General features: G+C 37.4%; 14 protein-coding genes and 1 pseudogene. 6 read left to right on the plus strand and 9 right to left on the minus strand.

The window, feature by feature from the left end:
* Positions 1-163: 163 nt before the first annotated feature.
* The 3 genes from bcbE to ileS all read right to left on the minus strand — a co-directional run bounded on the left by bcbE (position 164) and on the right by ileS (position 5,372).
* On the minus strand, positions 164-1,381 hold the full coding sequence (bcbE, locus tag KI343_RS00175) for a bacillibactin exporter BcbE (protein WP_212924409.1): 1,218 nt from the start codon (positions 1,379-1,381) through the stop codon (positions 164-166).
* A 240-nt stretch (positions 1,382-1,621) separates the two neighbouring features.
* Complete coding sequence (locus KI343_RS00180; RefSeq protein WP_212924410.1) at positions 1,622-2,077, minus strand: YndM family protein; 456 nt, start codon at positions 2,075-2,077, stop codon at positions 1,622-1,624.
* 208 nt (positions 2,078-2,285) lie between these two features.
* Positions 2,286-5,372, minus strand: coding sequence for an isoleucine--tRNA ligase (gene ileS, locus KI343_RS00185; protein ID WP_212924411.1), 3,087 nt, complete (start codon positions 5,370-5,372; stop codon positions 2,286-2,288).
* 425 nt (positions 5,373-5,797) lie between these two features.
* Here ileS and KI343_RS00190 point away from each other — a divergent pair, with 425 nt between their 5' ends.
* On the plus strand, positions 5,798-6,730 hold the full coding sequence (locus KI343_RS00190; protein WP_212924412.1) for a D-2-hydroxyacid dehydrogenase: 933 nt from the start codon (positions 5,798-5,800) through the stop codon (positions 6,728-6,730).
* A gap of 193 nt (positions 6,731-6,923) precedes the next feature.
* Positions 6,924-7,666 (plus strand): annotated as a pseudogene (locus KI343_RS00195) (SDR family NAD(P)-dependent oxidoreductase).
* Positions 7,667-7,790: 124 nt separating this feature from the next.
* On the opposite strand, the gene KI343_RS00200 reads toward KI343_RS00195, so the two are convergent.
* The 6 genes from KI343_RS00200 to KI343_RS00225 form a co-directional block, all read right to left on the minus strand.
* Entirely contained in the window at positions 7,791-8,078 is a 288-nt protein-coding gene (locus tag KI343_RS00200) for a hypothetical protein (protein WP_212924413.1), read from the minus strand.
* 57 nt (positions 8,079-8,135) lie between these two features.
* Positions 8,136-8,378 (minus strand): hypothetical protein, encoded by a 243-nt coding sequence (locus tag KI343_RS00205; RefSeq protein WP_212924414.1) that lies wholly within the window; start codon positions 8,376-8,378, stop codon positions 8,136-8,138.
* Between the two features lie 663 nt (positions 8,379-9,041).
* Complete coding sequence (locus tag KI343_RS00210) at positions 9,042-10,217, minus strand: DUF418 domain-containing protein (protein WP_212924415.1); 1,176 nt, start codon at positions 10,215-10,217, stop codon at positions 9,042-9,044.
* 156 nt (positions 10,218-10,373) lie between these two features.
* On the minus strand, positions 10,374-11,285 hold the full coding sequence (locus KI343_RS00215; RefSeq protein ID WP_212924416.1) for an ABC transporter ATP-binding protein: 912 nt from the start codon (positions 11,283-11,285) through the stop codon (positions 10,374-10,376).
* Positions 11,285-11,980, minus strand: a complete 696-nt coding sequence (locus KI343_RS00220) for an ABC transporter permease (RefSeq protein ID WP_212924417.1) — start codon at positions 11,978-11,980, stop codon at positions 11,285-11,287. Before KI343_RS00220 ends, KI343_RS00215 begins: the two co-directional genes overlap by 1 nt.
* Before the next feature lie 28 nt (positions 11,981-12,008).
* Positions 12,009-12,422: a DUF4064 domain-containing protein gene (locus tag KI343_RS00225; RefSeq protein WP_212924418.1), complete on the minus strand. Its 414-nt coding sequence runs from the start codon at positions 12,420-12,422 to the stop codon at positions 12,009-12,011.
* 153 nt (positions 12,423-12,575) lie between these two features.
* Here KI343_RS00225 and KI343_RS00230 point away from each other — a divergent pair, with 153 nt between their 5' ends.
* From KI343_RS00230 to KI343_RS00245, 4 genes are all read left to right on the plus strand, one after another.
* Complete coding sequence (locus KI343_RS00230) at positions 12,576-13,289, plus strand: response regulator transcription factor (protein ID WP_280530098.1); 714 nt, start codon at positions 12,576-12,578, stop codon at positions 13,287-13,289.
* A complete protein-coding gene (locus tag KI343_RS00235; protein ID WP_212924420.1) occupies positions 13,286-15,034 on the plus strand; it encodes a sensor histidine kinase in 1,749 nt (582 codons plus the stop codon). Before KI343_RS00230 ends, KI343_RS00235 begins: the two co-directional genes overlap by 4 nt.
* A gap of 132 nt (positions 15,035-15,166) precedes the next feature.
* Positions 15,167-15,877, plus strand: a complete 711-nt coding sequence (locus KI343_RS00240; RefSeq protein WP_212924421.1) for a response regulator transcription factor — start codon at positions 15,167-15,169, stop codon at positions 15,875-15,877.
* Entirely contained in the window at positions 15,874-17,331 is a 1,458-nt protein-coding gene (locus tag KI343_RS00245; RefSeq protein WP_212924422.1) for a HAMP domain-containing sensor histidine kinase, read from the plus strand. Before KI343_RS00240 ends, KI343_RS00245 begins: the two co-directional genes overlap by 4 nt.
* Positions 17,332-17,333 lie beyond the last annotated feature (2 nt).

Consider the following 17,333-nt stretch of genomic DNA (forward strand, 5'->3'; position numbering starts at 1 on the left):
ATTTTTTATTTCCCCTGACAGCCCATGAACGCAATTAAAAAAAGAATAAATAAAGCAGAGAAATAGAAAAGTCACCTGTCCTGGGTGGCTTTTCTATGTGAATTTAATATCCTTCAATATAATTTAAAAATAAACTCCAGCTTGGTTAATACCTATTTCCTCATTAATCTGCCGCTACCTTAGCTTCATTTTCTTCTGGTTTTATAGCCCAAAAGGTGTAAACGACAGCAAGTATGCTTAGGGAGGCAAAAATAATATATATATAATTGGAGGTGTTTTCTATTAACAATGCTGTGACGGGAGGTCCAGCTGCAACCCCTAAAAAGCGCATGCTGCTATAAAAAGAGGTAATGGTTCCTCTTTCTTCTTTTTCAATTCCAATTGTTATCAATGCATCCAGGCAAGGCAGAGAAAGTCCTATTCCAATACTAGCAGCGGTTAGTAAAAGTATCATTGGGACAAGTCCGATTTCTTTGTTAATAAAAACGAGTGCTAAAGCAGCCGCTCCATTGCTTGCTAAAATAATATACCGCATGAAACGTTTGTTTCCGCCAATTTTCTTACCAACGATATAAGAGGCCAAACATAGAAAAAGCAAAGGGACAGCCAGTATAACCCCTTTAAGAATACCAGTAATGTCATACTTGTCCTCTAAAAGGGAAGATAAATGAAATAAAAAACCAAATAGAACAAACATATTTAGACAGCCAATAACAAACACAGCCATTAGCCATCTGCCGTTATACTGAAAGGTTTCTTTCATTTCCTTCATAAAATCCCGGAAATTTTTTATCTTCTTTTTTTCCTTATTTTCCGGTGCTTTCACGAATTTAATAATCAGAACAAGGGAAATGACAGAAAGGACAGGAATAGCTGCAAAAGGGAGATACCATATCAATGCGGCAAGTACCGCTCCCAAAATGGGGCTTAAAACTTTTCCAAATGTATTGGATGTTTCAATGATTCCCAAGCCTTTACTCATATCTTTTTCATCTGTAAACATATCGCCGACAGTAGGTATAACAACTGGAAAAGCACCGGCCGCTCCAGCCCCCTGTAAAAAACGTCCAATTAAAATCCACATATACGGATCTTGCCCTTTCCAGGCAGCCCACGCGGAAATAATACCGCCTACTGCAGCTATAATTAAGCTTGGGATAATGACCTTTTTTCTTCCAATCCTGTCAGATAAATAACCGGCTAATGGGATAAGTAAGATAGCGATAACTGAATATACAGTAATGATCAAACTTGATTGGAAAGAGGAGACACCGATCTCTTTTTCAATAACAGGCAAGATTGGAATAAGCATAGAATTTCCTAATGTCATGGCTAAAGGTATTGATGCGAGTGCGAGTAGATCCCACTTCTTTTTGTTCATATTCTTCCCTCACTAATTAGAATATATTTGTTAATGAAATTTAGGTTTTCAGTAATACTTTCTCCTGTTTTATTGTAAATATCCGGAAGAATACAGGACCCCCCTCATATATAACGAAATAAAACCCCGTATAAATGAAAAACGCGTGGGTACAAGCGTTTTTTGTTATGCAAGTAAGGCAACTAAGACCAAAAGATTGTAGTTGCCAAAGTTTTTAAGCTTTTCACTGCGGCTCGGGAATTATTTATCATTGTCCTTTTTATTTCTACTATCTAACAGTTCCTCTTCTAACTCATCGGAAAGTTCAGTGTGGTATTGAAGGTTTCCCCTCGCTCCATTCTTCTCATCGTCAGATAAAACATGGTTTGCCACATAGCGGTGGAAAAACAATTCAAAAACACCAACTACTATTGCCGAAATTAAAGAAGCCGTAAACACATTGTCAGCAACAGTCATTGCATCCGCAAACCAATAAATAATCGCCCAAGCCAATACAAAGTCTACAATCGTGGCTACCGTATTATTCGACCTTGGTAAAATTAACATATCACCGATGATGTAAGAAACAATTCCTAATGCGACAGATAAAAGTAAAACCTCACCGAACGTCATCATTCCATACATTAGGCCAAGGATAACGTACAGAAGCACGAGAGATACAATAAATTTAATCAATAAAGCCTTTCCATGTTTCATGAATCTTTCCTCCTTTTTGTTCCTATTGTTTGCTTATATAAGGATTTTATTCTTTCTTGAAATAGAACAACAGTAGAGAGGATATGTTTAAGTGAAAGGTTGCACCGATATGACAGATGAAGATAGCATTAGGTCAGATAGATTTGTATAGTTCATTTTAGTAACAAGAAAAAGCAGATCAAACTGTAGCTTTTGATCTGCTTTTTCATTAATCCTGAATAAATAACGCTACTTCATGTCCTTCCACTTTAAAGGACTTCATATCAGTCTTTTCCTTAAACTGAATCGAATCAAGAATAAGATGCTTATGCACCAGTTTATCAAATTTTATTAAGATACGCTTTAAAGCTTCCTCTGTATCCACGAATAACTGCACACGCTGTTCGACCGGCAGATTCAGCTCTTTACGATAGGTTTGAACAGCACGAACAAATTCTCTTACAAAGCCTTCCTCTTTTAACTCCTCTGTTAAGCGGGTATCTAACAACGTCATAAATGTATTCCCTTCAGCCAATGCAAATCCGTCTGTTCCTCTTTTTTCTATAAGAACCTCTTCCGTTGTCAGTGTAATTGTTTCACCAGACTGCAGGATGAACGGATATTCCTTATTTGCAAGGAATTTTTCCTTTTCGGTAATGCCTAATGCTTCTACTTTATTTTTTAATTCACCGACAGCTTTGCCTGCCTTTGGACCAACAACAGAGAAGTTTAATTTAAAGACTAATTGTATAAGCTGATAATCCATTTGCTTAAACTGGACTTCTTTTACATTTAGCTCCTCCGCGATAATTGGAGAGTATTTTTCTAATGTCAATAGATCAGTTGCTTCTGAAGGCATAACGATCATTTGAGCTAAGGGTTGCTTGGTTTTTATTCCAACTGTATTTCGAAGGGAACGTCCTTGCTCGATAATTTGTAATACCGCATCCATATCTTTTTCTAGTTGTGTATCAATCTGTGTTCTGTCACATTGTGGATAATCAGATAGATGCACACTGTCACCAGTCAAGTTTGAGTAAATTTCTTCTGTCACAAATGGTGCGTAAGGGGCCATGATTTGCGATAGTTTTTTTAATACCTCAAATAAGGTACTGAATGCTGCTTGTTTATCCTCCGTCATGCCCTCACTCCAGAAACGTTGCCGGGAACGTCTGACATACCAGTTGCTGAGCTCATCAATAAATAAGGAAATTACTCTTGCTCCTTTGGTGATATCATAATTATCTAAGCTTTGAGTAACCTCTTGAATTACAGTATTCAAACGGGAAAGCACCCATCTGTCAAGCATAGTTGGATTTCCGCCTAAATCTTTTTCAGGCTGGAAGCCATCGATTTTCGCATACATCTGATAGAAAGAATAAACATTTAGAAGTGTATCCATCACTTTTGATTTTGCCTGGCTTACTGTCTTTTTAGAAAAACGTTTATTATTCCATGGTGAACTATCAGCAAGTAAAGCCCATCTGAGTGCGTCAGCGCCGAATTCATTGATTAAATCAATTGGCGATAGGGCATTTCCTTTACTTTTAGACATTTTTTGTCCGTTTTCATCTAAGATATGCCCTAGCGAGAGCACTCGTTTGTATGGCGACTTCCCGGTAAACAAAGTGGAAACAGCCAATAAACTATAAAACCAACCCCGGGTCTGATCAACTCCTTCAATAACAATGTCAGCTGGATATTGGCTATGGAATAATGCTTCGTTTTCAAAAGGAACATGATATTGGGCAAACGGCATGGATCCACTGTCAAACCAAACATCTATAACCTCAGTGGTTCGATGCATCGTGCCTCCACAAGAACAAGCAAAATGAATTTTATCGACATAAGGCTTATGCAATTCAATATTCTCAGGGATTGGATTGATAGAAAGCTCTTTTAGTTCTTTGATGGAACTAGGAGCTTTCTGTGCCCCACAGTCTTCACAAACCCATACATTGAGCGGTGTTCCCCAATAACGGTTACGCCCGATATTCCAATCGACCATATTATCTAAGAAATTGCCAAATCTGCCTTCTTTCATATGTGCCGGGAACCACTCAACACCTTGATTATTTTCCACCATTTTTTCTTTTACTGCCGTTGTCTTAATGAACCAACCTTCCATTGCGTAATAGAGAAGGGGAGAGTCACAGCGCCAGCAATGTGGGTAGCTGTGCTCGTATTTTTCTTTATCAAATAAAAGGCCATTTTTAGCAAGCATTTTGATAATCTCGACATCACAATCTTTCACAAATTTTCCTGCGAGCGGCTTAATAACATCCTTGTAGCGTCCCTTGGTATCCACGACATTGATAAAATCAAGCTGATTCTCCTGGATGGTTTTATAATCATCTTCTCCATGTGCTGGTGCTAAATGGACAATTCCTGTTCCGCTTGTTTCGGTAACGAAATCTGCCCCGAGCACTTTATGACCATTGGAAACCGTAACGTAATCAAATGGCGGCGTATAGGAAAGGCCAATTAAATCCTGCCCTTTAATAACTTCGAGAACTTCATAATTTTTCTTAATCACATTTTGAACCAAGGATTTTGCTACCACGTATATTTCATTTTCCATTTGTACACGGACATAATCCATTTCTGGGTTCACTGCAAGAGCTACATTGGCTGGAAGCGTCCAAGGCGTTGTTGTCCAGCCCAGCAAATATTCATTATCTTTACCTTTAATTTGAAACTTAGCTGTAGCGGATAAATCGGTGACATCTTTATATCCTTGAGCCACTTCATGGGAGCTTAAAGATGTCTCGCAATGCGGGCAATAAGGGACCACACGATGCCCTTGATATAAATAACCTTTTTTATGAATGTCAGAAAGAATGTGCCATACTGATTCTATATAGTCATTATTTAAAGTAATGTAAGGGTGATCCATATCTACCCAGTATCCGAGCGCATTCGTGAATTGTTTCCATTCATTTTCATAGGTAAAAACACTTTTTTTACATTGGGCGATAAAGTTCTCAACACCATATTCCTCAATTTGTTCCTTGCCGCGGATGTTTAATTGCTTTTCAACCTCCAGTTCAACAGGCAAGCCATGGGTATCCCAGCCTGCTTTTCGTAACACCTGATATCCGGACATTGTTTTATATCTAGCTACGAAATCCTTTATGGTTCTTCCGAGCGCATGACCGGCATGTGGCAAGCCGTTGGCAGTAGGGGGACCTTCGTAAAAAACAAACGTCTCTCTTCCTTCTCGGTTGGTAATAGAGCGTTGAAAGGTACGATCTTTTTCCCACCTTTCCCGAATTCTTAATTCACGTTCTGCACTAGTTTCTTTCAATTTTTTCACCTCAATTTAATTAAAAAATCCCGATTCTGCGTAGAGAGAATCGGGATGTGTTCATTCTTTAATAAAAATAAAAAAAGCCTCATAGGTAGTGGCTTTGAATGGATTTCACTACGTACTATCATACGCGTTCTGGATATCGGTTGAATGCCGTCAAAGTTTATGCTTTCCGATTTTTCAACTTTGCTTCTCAGGGAGGATTTTCATTAGCTCTCTTAACGTTGACTTTCAGCACAAGGTCAACTCTCTGTAGATAAGAAAAAGATAACTACTCTTTCCCGTCATCGAATTAGATATTAAATTAAAGATAATGGTAAAGGATTGAAAATGAAAAGTCAACTTGTTTTACTTATCATCCTCTAGTCATTGGGTTTTCAAATGATCAGCCGCCTGTATAATAGAAAATAGTAGGGAAGGAGGCAGCTGATATGGACATTCAAAAAATCGTTATTGTCAGCCCGATGATAAAGGAACTCAAAGCGTACATAGAACATTATAAGCTTGATCAGGAAATCCGTTACTTAACAGAAGACAGTTTAGCGGAGAAAGACTTGGACTGGGCAGATGCTTTTTGTGGTTTTCAAATTAAGAAAAATACAAACTACAGCAAAGTAAAGTGGGTTCACTCTTTAGGAGCTGGGGTGGACGGATTTCTGTATGATCAGGATTGGGATGACAATGTATTGTTAACAAGGACAGTCTGTTCATTTGGACAGCGTATTGGGGAATATTGTTTGAGTTACCTTTTAAGAGATACGCAAGCTCATCAGGAATTTGCCAAACAGCAGAAGAAAAAATCCTGGAATGAGATTCCCCCTGCATTATTAAGAGGCAAAAAAGTTGTCATTTATGGAACTGGTGAAATTGGCAGAAAGGTAGCAGAAATGCTGTCTGTTTTTGGAATGAAGGTGTATGGCATTTCTCTAAGTGGAAAACACAAGCCAGATTTCGAGCAGGTTATGGCTATAGATGCACATTTTTCGGTGATAAAGGAAGCGGATTATGTGATAAATACATTGCCGTTAACAGATAAAACTGCAGATTTCTTTGATAAAACCTTTTTTGAGCAAGCTAGAAATATTGGATTTATCAATGTAGGCAGGGGAAGGTCTGTGGTTGACGAAGCTTTGTTAGAAGCGATAGATAAGGAGCATGTACGATTTGCGGTGTTAGATGTTTTTCGTGATGAGCCGTTACCGGAAGCACATCCTTTTTGGGAGCATCCTAACATCGCAATAACGCCGCATATATCCGCTGTAACAACAGCGAAGGAAGCAGTGGATTGTTTTGTTGATACGTTAAAACGGCTGGAGACAGGGAAGTCATTAGAAAATAAAGTAGATGTTCAAAAAGGGTATTGAAGATTGTTATAAATGCAAGTTTGTGACATGAAATAAGAGATGGGAGGAGGTAGCTTTTCTGCAAAATCAATTATCTCTCCGGTTTTGTAAATAAATCCAATCATAATCATGTTTAACCATACAAATTAAGGGAACTAATATAAAGAAAGTAAATTTTAGATTTTTATTGAGGCGATTCAAGGAGGAAGCTAAAATGCGAGTGAAAGATAAAGTTACACTGATTACAGGAGCTGGTACAGGAATTGGAAAAGAGACAGCTCATTTATTTGCGAAAGAAGGCGCGAAGCTTATTTTGACAGATGTGAATGTAGACGGTGTAAAAGAAACAGAAAATGAAGTGAAAGAGCTTGGAGCAGAAGCCATGACGTGAGCAAGGAAGAAGATTGGCAAGAAGTTGTTAAAAAAGCAGTTGATCAGTTTGGAACGATTGACGTATTATTCAACAATGCCGGAATTTATATTATTAAGCCTGTCACTGAAATTGAATTAGATACTTGGAATAAACTAATGAATATCAATGTGACAGGTACCTTCTTAGGTATGAAACACGTACTTCCAGTCATGCAAAAACAGAAAAGCGGCTCGATTATAAATGCTTCTTCTGTAGCGGGGCTTGGCGGAGCACCTGGACATGCATTGTATGGTGCAAGCAAAGGAGCTGTTCGCATTATGAGTAAAGACGTTGCCATGGAAGTTGCGAAAGACCAAATCCGTGTCAATTCCATTCACCCAGGTTATATCGATACACAAATGGCTGATTATGGAGCGGAGCAACAAGGTTCTACTGCGGAAGAAGTCGGTAAGCAATATCCGCTTGGTCGTTTAGGAAAACGGGCTGAGGTAGCTAAAACCGTGTTGTTCTTAGCGTCTGATGATTCATCCTTCACAACGGGAGCAGAATTCCCGATTGATGGCGGGGCAACTAGTTCGCTATAAATAATTACAGAAGGCATTTCAACGGGTATTGCTTGGTTGATATGCCTTTTTTTATAAAATATCTATTTTTAGAAAGACGGTAATTATGGCTAGTTATTCCTGCTATGTAAAATTAAGAAGGTATTCACCCTCTTAATAGTTTGTGGTTTAATTTTACATATGATAAGTCGTTAGAATCTTCAACCCAATGACCCTTACCATGTTGAATTAAATCCTCAAGTTGTTTGACAGATCTCTTAAATTCATCATTAGTAATTTGTTTTGTGGATAGAAGTGTGCAAAGCATAGCGTAGGCTATAGGGGTGGTATCGACTATTACCTTTACATCTACATCTGAATTACCGCTATGGCTAACTTGAGATGCAGACTCAATAGAATCAGCAAGAGATATATTTCTAATTTTTTTCTTCAAAACATCACCGCCCTTGATTACATGCTGAGGAATTAAAAAATCCCTCAGCATAAAGTCTTAATATTTCTTTTTTCTATCATCAGAATCAACGTCTACATAAGAATTGCCACTGTTACTAATTTTAGCGATAGCAAAATTTCGGTTTTTATTTCTAAGATCGTTGTCATTATCATTATCGTTATCGTTGTCTACATAAATATCGCTATCAAAATCGACATCCGCATCGGCCTTAGATCTAGAAACACTCAAACTTTGGTTTCCATTCTCGTCAAACTCTTTTGAATTATACTTTTTCCACATTTCAAATTCCTCCTTTAAAGTAAGTTCTAGATATATATATTCAAAAAGGAAAATGATGGATTGGCAGTTGTCTTGAAGAAAGAGTTGATTTATTAATATTATTCTAAGACCTTAGGTGAAGTGTTGATATAACAAGCGTTATCGGATTTATAGAGGATATGTTTAATTGGATTAGACGCAATCTGAAATGACAAGTTATGAACCGAAATGGACGAAAAAAATAGTAATATTAGAAGCTGCAACAGAATTATTTGAAGAAAAAGGCTATGCTGATTTGCCATTGTTGCGATACTGATTCAGGAAATTGCCTTTCATCCGAAGTAATAGACAATTTATTGAAGCTGTTGGAAAGGGGTTTTTGCGAGGTTGGGATTGTTCGTTTTTATCAGGAAAAAGGGCAACTGGTTGATATGGAACCAGATGTGATTATTCGAACCATTGCTTCATTTTTTCTTGTGTTGGTGCGGGGTATGAATTGCTTCCGGAGACAAATTGGGATGAGGAAGTGGAGACAGAAAGAATTATTCAAATCTTGATAAACGAGAGAATTCAGAAACAATAGAACCGGATATTTGATCTTATTCTTGTTTACCCTAAAACCCCGCGCCTTACAAGGAACGGGGAAGTTTATTCTTTTTCATTTACACTATTAGAGCTATTCGTTTAAGATGCTGTTTTCATCGGCTTCGTCTGTTTAGATTTACCACTCCAAGACAAGTAGGTTCCCACACGCAAAGCCTTTTCAAAAGGTCCCATTTTAAAGTATTTTAAATAGAGATTACTTAACAGTACCTGCATACTGAAGATAAAAATGGCTAGTAATATGCCGTTAAATACACCGATATTAGCAAAGCCACCTAATCCGTACCCATAAAAAATGCTTGTGCAGATAATGCTTTGGCATAAATAATTTGTCATCGATAGACGGCCATATTGTTCAAAATAGCTGAGCAGTTTGCCTGTTTCCTTTGTATAGAATAGTGCAAAGGTGAAAATATAGCCAATTGCTAAGATGGTACCGCCTGCCATATAAGCAGCTTCTGTCCAAGCTGGTGTATCAATAATATATGGGCTACTTTTTAATAGGAGCCCAATAGACACAAAAAGAAAAGAAGTGCGTAAATATACTTTTTTCATTAAAGTTGGTGTTGTGAACCAATTACTCTTTGCTGCGAACATGCCAAATAAAAACATTGGAGCAGTTACAATAGGCGTTAATAATAATACAATAATACTGAACGACTTAGGCAAATCAAATGGGATTGGCTCATTATTACGAAAATCAAATATGGCCATGTAATCACCTGTAGAATAGATGGTTGTTTCTTTTTGAATATAGGACTCCATAGTTTCTGCTTCTTCTACAGTTTGGTCCATTTCTCCAAATCCGAATAATGTGCCTCCAATAAATAATAGGATAGCCCAAATCAGTACCGTTTTCTTTTTACGGTTGATAAAGAATAATAAGAAAAATCCTGTTAGTCCATAGGCCAGTAAGACATCCCCCTCCCAGACAAACATACTATGCAAGAATCCAAAAAGCATTAACAGTAAAAATCGTCTTATCAAATGCCTTCCTGCCTTTTTTCCTTTTCGTGCAATACTTTCTTTCATCTTCATAAGGGAATAACCGAATAAAAACATAAAAATCGGATAAAAGCTTCCTTCAACAAAAATCTTCGTCCAAATGTATGCGATTTGATCTTCCATTGATAGAGCAAAGGTTTCAATATTGTCTTTACCAAAAATGCCATATTGAAAAATCAGCATATTTGCGATTAGAATTCCCAATAGACAAAAACCTCTTAATCCATCAATCATTTTAACTCTCTGATTCATGAAAATCTTCCCTCTTTCCTTCGATGTTATTAATTAACCATAAGCTGAATTATAAATAAAAATTTTACCATAACTTTTCAATGGTTGGTAATTTTTCTAAGAATGTTTGAAGTAGATTACAAGAGTGAAACTTACCCATAGGTTATGCATACTTCCTCACTTTAAATTCAGAAAAATTTCCTCCAGTGAGGCTTCTTCTACTTCCAGTCGAAAGACATCAATATCTTGTCGCACAAAATACTTGTTTACTTGCGGGATAAGCTTCTTTGTCTGGACGGTAAATTCCGAAGTAGTATCCCCGATTTGAATTTTCTCAGCAAGTCCTTTAAAAGAATTCTGTAATTCCGATTGCTCTTGTTCATAAAGGGGACGGTGATGGATATGAATAACAATATCCTGCTGATGCTGTTCCTGCAGCTGTTTCATCGTTCCCTGTGTTTGTATGCCTCCTTTGTTCATAATTGCAATTTCATCACATAATTTCTCCACTTCATTTAAGTTATGAGATGTTAAGAAGATTGTCGTTCCTTGCGCAGCAATTTGCTTGATTAATGCATGGATATTTAAGACGGCATTGGCATCCACGCCGGATGTTGGCTCGTCAAGAAAGAGCAGCTTGGGCTGATGGATGATACTTTGAGCAATTCCCAGTTTCTTTTTCATGCCAAACGAATACTTTTTGACTTTTATATATTCTGCACCTTCCAATCCGACTTGTTTTAGGATATGTAAGATGTCCTGCTTAGAAAGTGATTGCTTTAATAACTTCTGAAAGTAGTTTAGATGACTGAACGCTGTTAAATCATCATAAAATGTGGAGTAATCCGGCAATACACCAATCTCTTTCTGGATGGAATCCAGCCTTTTTTGAGGATGTCCTAATATTTCATATGAACCGGAACTGGGTTGGATAAGTCCGGTTACCATATTGATAAAGGTTGATTTGCCCGCTCCGTTTTTTCCTAGGAAACCAAAAATCGTTCCTTGGGGAATACATAGATCAATAGAATCTACCACAGTTTTCTTTCCATATTTTTTGGTTAATTGATGTGTCTGCAGAGCTTCCATTATAAATCCCTCTTTCTAAAGATAAATAAGCTTAATAAAATAAATAAAATGGGGAAGACTGCCACGAAATAGACATAGTAATCATAGGCTTCTTCCTGCATGTAATAAAAATAAGGTGTTACGTAACCAATCGCTTTCACAAAAAGATTATCTGTCCCTGTACTCCATAAACCAAGCACCGGCAAAGCAATCGAAATAATGATCCCTAAAAACATACTTAAAGATGGGTTTGAGATGATGGTTGAAAGAAAAAGCGTCAACCCGATGAAATAAGAAACAAAGATAATGGATTGAACTAAGTTCAAAATGGAAAAAGACTTTGAAAATGGGACGATAAGCAATAATGCAACCGTAATACAAACTCCCCAGAATAAAATGCTTCCGATAAATTTGCCAAGGATAATATTGTTCCGGCTTGTCTTCGTCGCTAGAAAACGAATCGTCCGTGTATCCATTTCTTTATTAATGGTGTTATGGGATAAACTGGTTACAAACAAAGGAGCAGCTAAAATTAATAAGAGCATTAATCCCATCGCATAAGCGTCATCTCCCAGGCCTAATTTCTGCAGGGGAGCTTCAAATTGCCGTACTAAACTGGCTGCACCGACAGTTACGCCAAATAGGACGACAATCATTAAAATAGAGCGGATGCTGGTAAATAAATTTTTAAATTCTTTAAAACTGACTGTAAACATAAATCAACCTCCTTTACTTCGTTACATGTTAGCTGACAGAACGACTGCGGGCCGTAGCCATGATTCCGGCAATCAAATAAATAATACCACTGAAAATTCCTAAACCGATTGTTGATAGGGTACTGAGTATGGCTGTAACCATTAACAGAATTCCAGCGGTTTTTACCTTGTTCTCTTTTTTTAACAAATAAATAGCAACCGCCCCGAAGATTATCCAAGCGAAGGAAATGACAGCTAAATAAATAAACAGATTACCTATATAGCTGATGATTTGTTGTTCACTGAATTCAACTATCTTTTCATCCTGCATAAAAGACTGAACAAGATCCAAAGTCTCAGGATTTCCTTCGACGTTGCCGTATAGCAGAATACTGCCTGCGAATAAAACGCCAAATAATAAAATACCGATTGCTGTTAAAATCATTTCTGTTTTGTGTTTCATAGTAATTTCTCCTCCTCATGTTTCTATACTTTTACTCTAGCAGTCGCAGTTGTCTTCTATTTGAACAGAACGTTACGGATAAATAAAAAAAGCTTCGATTTGTTCAACTGTTCGTAAACTTGCTATGTTACGATACTTATGGAGGTGTCATACGTGGAGGAACAAACAGATATTTTAATCGTTGACGATGAAAAGGCAATTGTGAATATGTTAGAAATGATGCTGAAGAAAGAGGGTTTCCAGCGTGTACATAAAGCTTATACCGGGCAGGAAGCCATTGATATATTAAAAGAGAATCAAATAGAAGTTATTATTTTGGACGTGATGCTGCCGGATGGGAGCGGCTTTGATTTTTGTCCGAAAATCAGAGAACTTACGGATGCGTATATACTCTTTTTAACAGCGAAAGTGTCTGACCTGGATGTGTTAACCGGTTTTGCCACAGGCGGGGATGATTATGTAACAAAACCTTTTAATCCATTAGAAGTAGCGGCAAGAATCAAGGCTTATTTAAGGAGAACAACTAAAATAGAAACATATACACCTGAAAAGTCCAGCAAATATGACTTTGGTCGTTTTGTTTTAGATGAAAGTGCAGGAGAGCTAAAAGTTAATGGAGAAAACGTTCCATGTCCGACTCAGGTCTATTTACTACTCCTCTACCTATGTAAGCATCCAAACAGAATCTTTTCCAAAGCGGATTTGTTAGAGGCTGTTTGGGGCTTTGAGCATTTTGCAGATGAAAATACTGTTTCGGTACATATTAGAAGAATCAGAGAAAGAATTGAGGTAAATCCAAGTAAGCCGGAATTTTTACTTACTGTTCGAGGGTTAGGATATAAATTGGTGAAAGGAAATGCTTCATGAAGAGATTACGGAGCCGGTTATTTTTTCATTTTTCGATTCAGTTTGGCTTTATTTCTTTGTTAATGATTGTCGTTGTTTTTCTTGCCGCACTTATAGGCGGATATTTTCTTAGTGAGATGGATAGAGAGGCGGACTATTATCAATATCAGGTAGAGGAACTTGCTATGGATATTGGAGATCCTCTGGAGTATAAAAAGAATGGGTATGATATTAGTGATGTATTAGCAGAGAACATGTGGCTGCAAATTATTGATGAAGAGGGAAATGTCATTGCATCTGGAAATGTGCCAGAAGGTTTGAAGGATAGTTATAACAGTATCGACATAGCCCAAATGAAGGAAAGAGAGCAGCTGGGGGAATATTCTATATCATACACATTAGAAAAACCTTTATTTACGGACACGTATTTATTTGTATTAGGGTATGAGGAGCATGGAGCACTCTTGATGAATGAGCTGATAGAAAATGTCAATACCAATGGCAGTATTGCAGAAACAGACCAATCTGAGGTAGAAGAAAAATTGAATCAACTGGAAGGAACACTTGTGATTTACAATGATACCGGGGAGATTATTCAGGAATTTGGCAGCAAGGAGCATATAGAAGCATTACCATTAGAAGTGATTGAGAGAGATGCCTCTCCAGACCATTTCTCTGACAATAAGTACACTTTTTTAGATAGAGAATCTGGAAACTTGTGGATTTTAACTACACCGAACGAGCAAAATCAGAAGTTGCCATCAACAATGTTTAAAAAGACTATCCTTATAGTTGCAGGTGGTTTAGCTGGAGCTATTTTGCTGATAACCTTGCTTATTGCTTTTTGGAATAGTTTCCGCTATGGAAGTCCTTTGTTTATCTTTGCAAACTGGCTGAACCGGATGGGGAATGGAAATTATGAAGAAGTTTTAACAACAGAGGAGAAGAAAAAAGTATATCGTAAAAATGGCAAATTAAAAAGAAGGTATAAATTATATAAAGAGGTCTTTCAAGCATTTGATGATATGGCTGAAAAACTGGATGCTTCCCGGAAAGAAAGAGCACAGCTGGAAAAAAGCAGAGAGGAATGGGTTGCAGGAATTTCCCATGATTTACGCACGCCTCTGACAACCATGGAGGGCTACGGGCGACTGCTGGAAAATAAGGAATATGAATGGTCAAAGCAGGAGCTTCAGGAGATTGGAAATACAATCCATGAAAAAAGTGATTACATGGTTGATTTAATTGAGGACTTTACGCTCAGTTTTCGATTGAAAAACGATGCCAGCAGCTTAACGTTTAGCATGATAAATGTCAATGAATATATGGAGCAGATTTTAGGGAAGTTTCGAAAGGATGTAGCCTTTAAGGATTATGCCGTTGTGTACGAATCCATTCATCCAGATAGAAAAATAGAAGTCAATGAGCGGTTATTTGAAAGAATGATAGATAATCTGGTGTATAATGCTTGGAAGCATAATTCGCCTGGAACAGCTGTAAAGATAGAAGCAGCTGAATCGGAAGACGGAAAGAAATTGGAAATCAAAATTATCGATAATGGAGACGGGATGGATGAGGAAACACAAAAACATCTCTTTACCCGTTATTATCGTGGGACAAATACGGAAGAGAGAAATGAAGGAACAGGACTTGGCATGAGTATTGCCTTACAAATTGCCAAGCTGCATCAGGGATCTATTTCCGTTCAATCAGAAAAAGACCGAGGAACTACGGTTACTGTGTTTTTACCATATCATAGAGATTAATAACAGAACACGTTACAGTGTTTTTCATGCTGTAATGGGTTCTTACATAGCAAATATTAACTAAAAATAAAGAATTCAAAGTTAGTATTATACTTGATTTATACTTAGGGTAGTCAGAGGAGAGGGGTTCCAATGGAAGAGAGGACAAAAATTCTAATTGTAGAAGATGATTATGAAATTGCCCGGATTATGAAGGATCATCTAGATAGGGAAGGCTTTCAAGTGACATGGGCGTCAACTGGTGTAGAAGGCTGGGAGGATTTTAAAGCAGGTGCCTTTTCTATCGTACTCATTGATTTAATGATGCCGGAGATGGATGGCTATGAGCTATGTGAAAAAATTCGTTTAGAAAGTGATGTGCCCTTGTTGATTGTCAGTGCAAAAGGAGAGGATGACAGTAAAATACGCGGACTGAATTTAGGTGCGGATGATTATTTAACGAAGCCGTTTAGTTTGAAGGAATTAACGGCACGTGTACAGTCGCATTTAAGAAGGTATCAGCGTTATACAAGCAAAACATTTGATGCGCAAATCTCGCATTATAAGCATGGATTGGCCATTGATTTCTTAAATGATGCGGTATTTTTAGAGGGAGAGCTACTTGTTCTAACTGCGAAGGAAAAGGAAATTTTATTTTTACTTGCCAAGAATCCGTTTATTACGTTTGAGAAAGCTCAAATCTATGAGCATATTTGGCAGCTGAAAAATGTGAATGGGAATAATACAGTGACAGTGCATATTAAGAGTCTCCGTACGAAGTTAATGGATACCGGAAAGCAGGCGAAATTTATCCAGACGATTTGGGGTGCTGGTTATCGCTTTGTAGGAGAAGAAATATCATGAAGATTAAAAATTGGCTGATGGTGAGTCATCTTGTGGTGATGCTTCTGCCGGTTGTGGCGGTTTATTTGCTTTATGTTAGTTTGCAGAATTATGACCAAGAAGAGAATTTAAAAGAATATGTTGATTTTCAAATCCTTGTTTCGAATTTAAATGAGACCTTGAATGATCCATCTTTATATAAGCATATAGAAAATAACCGGTTTCAAGAAATAAACCAGCTTGGTGACGATAATCTGCGTATTGATTTATATCGTTATGATGGTCTTCATGTATTTTCAACGATGGAACGAAATGTAGGATATTACCCAATGCAAAACCAAGATAGAATGTTTGATAATCTAAACGAAATGCAGAGACGACCAAAAACTTACGTTTATAAGAAACCTGTATTTGATGAGCAGGGACAGTTGGCTGGTGTTTACGAAATTACACAGGGAAGAACGGATTGGGTCGAAACCTCCAATCAGCGGTTATTCCTTACGTTCATTCTTTCAGGAAGCTTTTTTATTCTGCTTTATATCATTGTAATTAAAGCGATAAACCGCAAGCTAAATCGCCCGCTTTATCAGTTACAGGAGCATATGCAAGCTTTTGCAGTTGGGAGAGTCGTGGGTAATAAACTGAATCATTCGAAAGATGAAATCGGAGAACTAAATGCTCACTTTGAAGCAATGAAAAAACAACTTACAGAGACGAGAGAGGAACTTGTCAAGCAGCAGGAAGAGAAAGAATATATGGTAGCTGCCTTATCGCATGATTTAAAAACACCTCTGACAGTAATCCGTACCTATACGGAGGCTTTGGAAAACCATAATCTATCAAAAGAAGAACGTACAGAATATCAATTGATTCTCAATGATAAATTAAGCCATATGAAACAAATGATTGATGATTTATCTATTTTCACTGCGCTTCAATCATCGAAAGATATTCTCCAGCCGGTACAAGTAAATGGAGAAGAGTTTTTTGATATGCTATTTTCAGGATATGAAGAACCCAGTGCAAAGAAAAATATTCAGCTAACTACCGAATGGTCTGTTCGAAATGCCTACGAATTAGATCCGAAGCAAATGATTCGGCTAGTGGATAATCTCGTGGATAATAGTATCCGTCATACACCGGAGCACGGTGAAATTTGGATGGGAGCAGTAGCATCAACAAAATCACTTCCTGATTGGATTTTTCCTGAATTCAAAGAACAAGTGAACCAGTGGAGAACAGATGGAACCGTACTACTGTTTCAAAATGAAGGAAAAGGAATGGAAGAAAAACAAATGCAAAAAGTGTTTGAGGCATTTTATCAGGACGATATTTCCAGAGGAAAGGGAACAACCTCAGGTCTGGGATTAAGTATTGCAAAATTTATTATGGAAAATCAAGAAGGTAAAATAAATGTGTGGTCAACAGCAGGAAAAGGAACTTTATTTGCTTGCTGGATAAAAGAGAGGAGATAACG

Origin of the sequence: Oceanobacillus sp. J11TS1, from assembly GCF_018333215.1 — a bacterium.
In the GTDB taxonomy this organism is placed as follows: Bacteria; Bacillota; Bacilli; order Bacillales; family Amphibacillaceae; genus Oceanobacillus.

What these genes read in the sequence shown, in the direction of transcription:
- bcbE (WP_212924409.1), bottom strand. Translation starts at nt 1,381, where the DNA reads ATGAACAAAAAGAAGTGGGATCTACTCGCACTCGCATCAATACCTTTA.
- KI343_RS00180 (WP_212924410.1), bottom strand. Translation starts at nt 2,077, where the DNA reads ATGAAACATGGAAAGGCTTTATTGATTAAATTTATTGTATCTCTCGTG.
- KI343_RS00190 (WP_212924412.1), top strand. Translation starts at nt 5,798, where the DNA reads ATGGACATTCAAAAAATCGTTATTGTCAGCCCGATGATAAAGGAACTC.
- KI343_RS00205 (WP_212924414.1), bottom strand. Translation starts at nt 8,378, where the DNA reads ATGTGGAAAAAGTATAATTCAAAAGAGTTTGACGAGAATGGAAACCAA.
- KI343_RS00210 (WP_212924415.1), bottom strand. Translation starts at nt 10,217, where the DNA reads ATGAATCAGAGAGTTAAAATGATTGATGGATTAAGAGGTTTTTGTCTA.
- KI343_RS00215 (WP_212924416.1), bottom strand. Translation starts at nt 11,285, where the DNA reads ATGGAAGCTCTGCAGACACATCAATTAACCAAAAAATATGGAAAGAAA.
- KI343_RS00220 (WP_212924417.1), bottom strand. Translation starts at nt 11,980, where the DNA reads ATGTTTACAGTCAGTTTTAAAGAATTTAAAAATTTATTTACCAGCATC.
- KI343_RS00225 (WP_212924418.1), bottom strand. Translation starts at nt 12,422, where the DNA reads ATGAAACACAAAACAGAAATGATTTTAACAGCAATCGGTATTTTATTA.
- KI343_RS00235 (WP_212924420.1), top strand. Translation starts at nt 13,286, where the DNA reads ATGAAGAGATTACGGAGCCGGTTATTTTTTCATTTTTCGATTCAGTTT.
- KI343_RS00240 (WP_212924421.1), top strand. Translation starts at nt 15,167, where the DNA reads ATGGAAGAGAGGACAAAAATTCTAATTGTAGAAGATGATTATGAAATT.
- KI343_RS00245 (WP_212924422.1), top strand. Translation starts at nt 15,874, where the DNA reads ATGAAGATTAAAAATTGGCTGATGGTGAGTCATCTTGTGGTGATGCTT.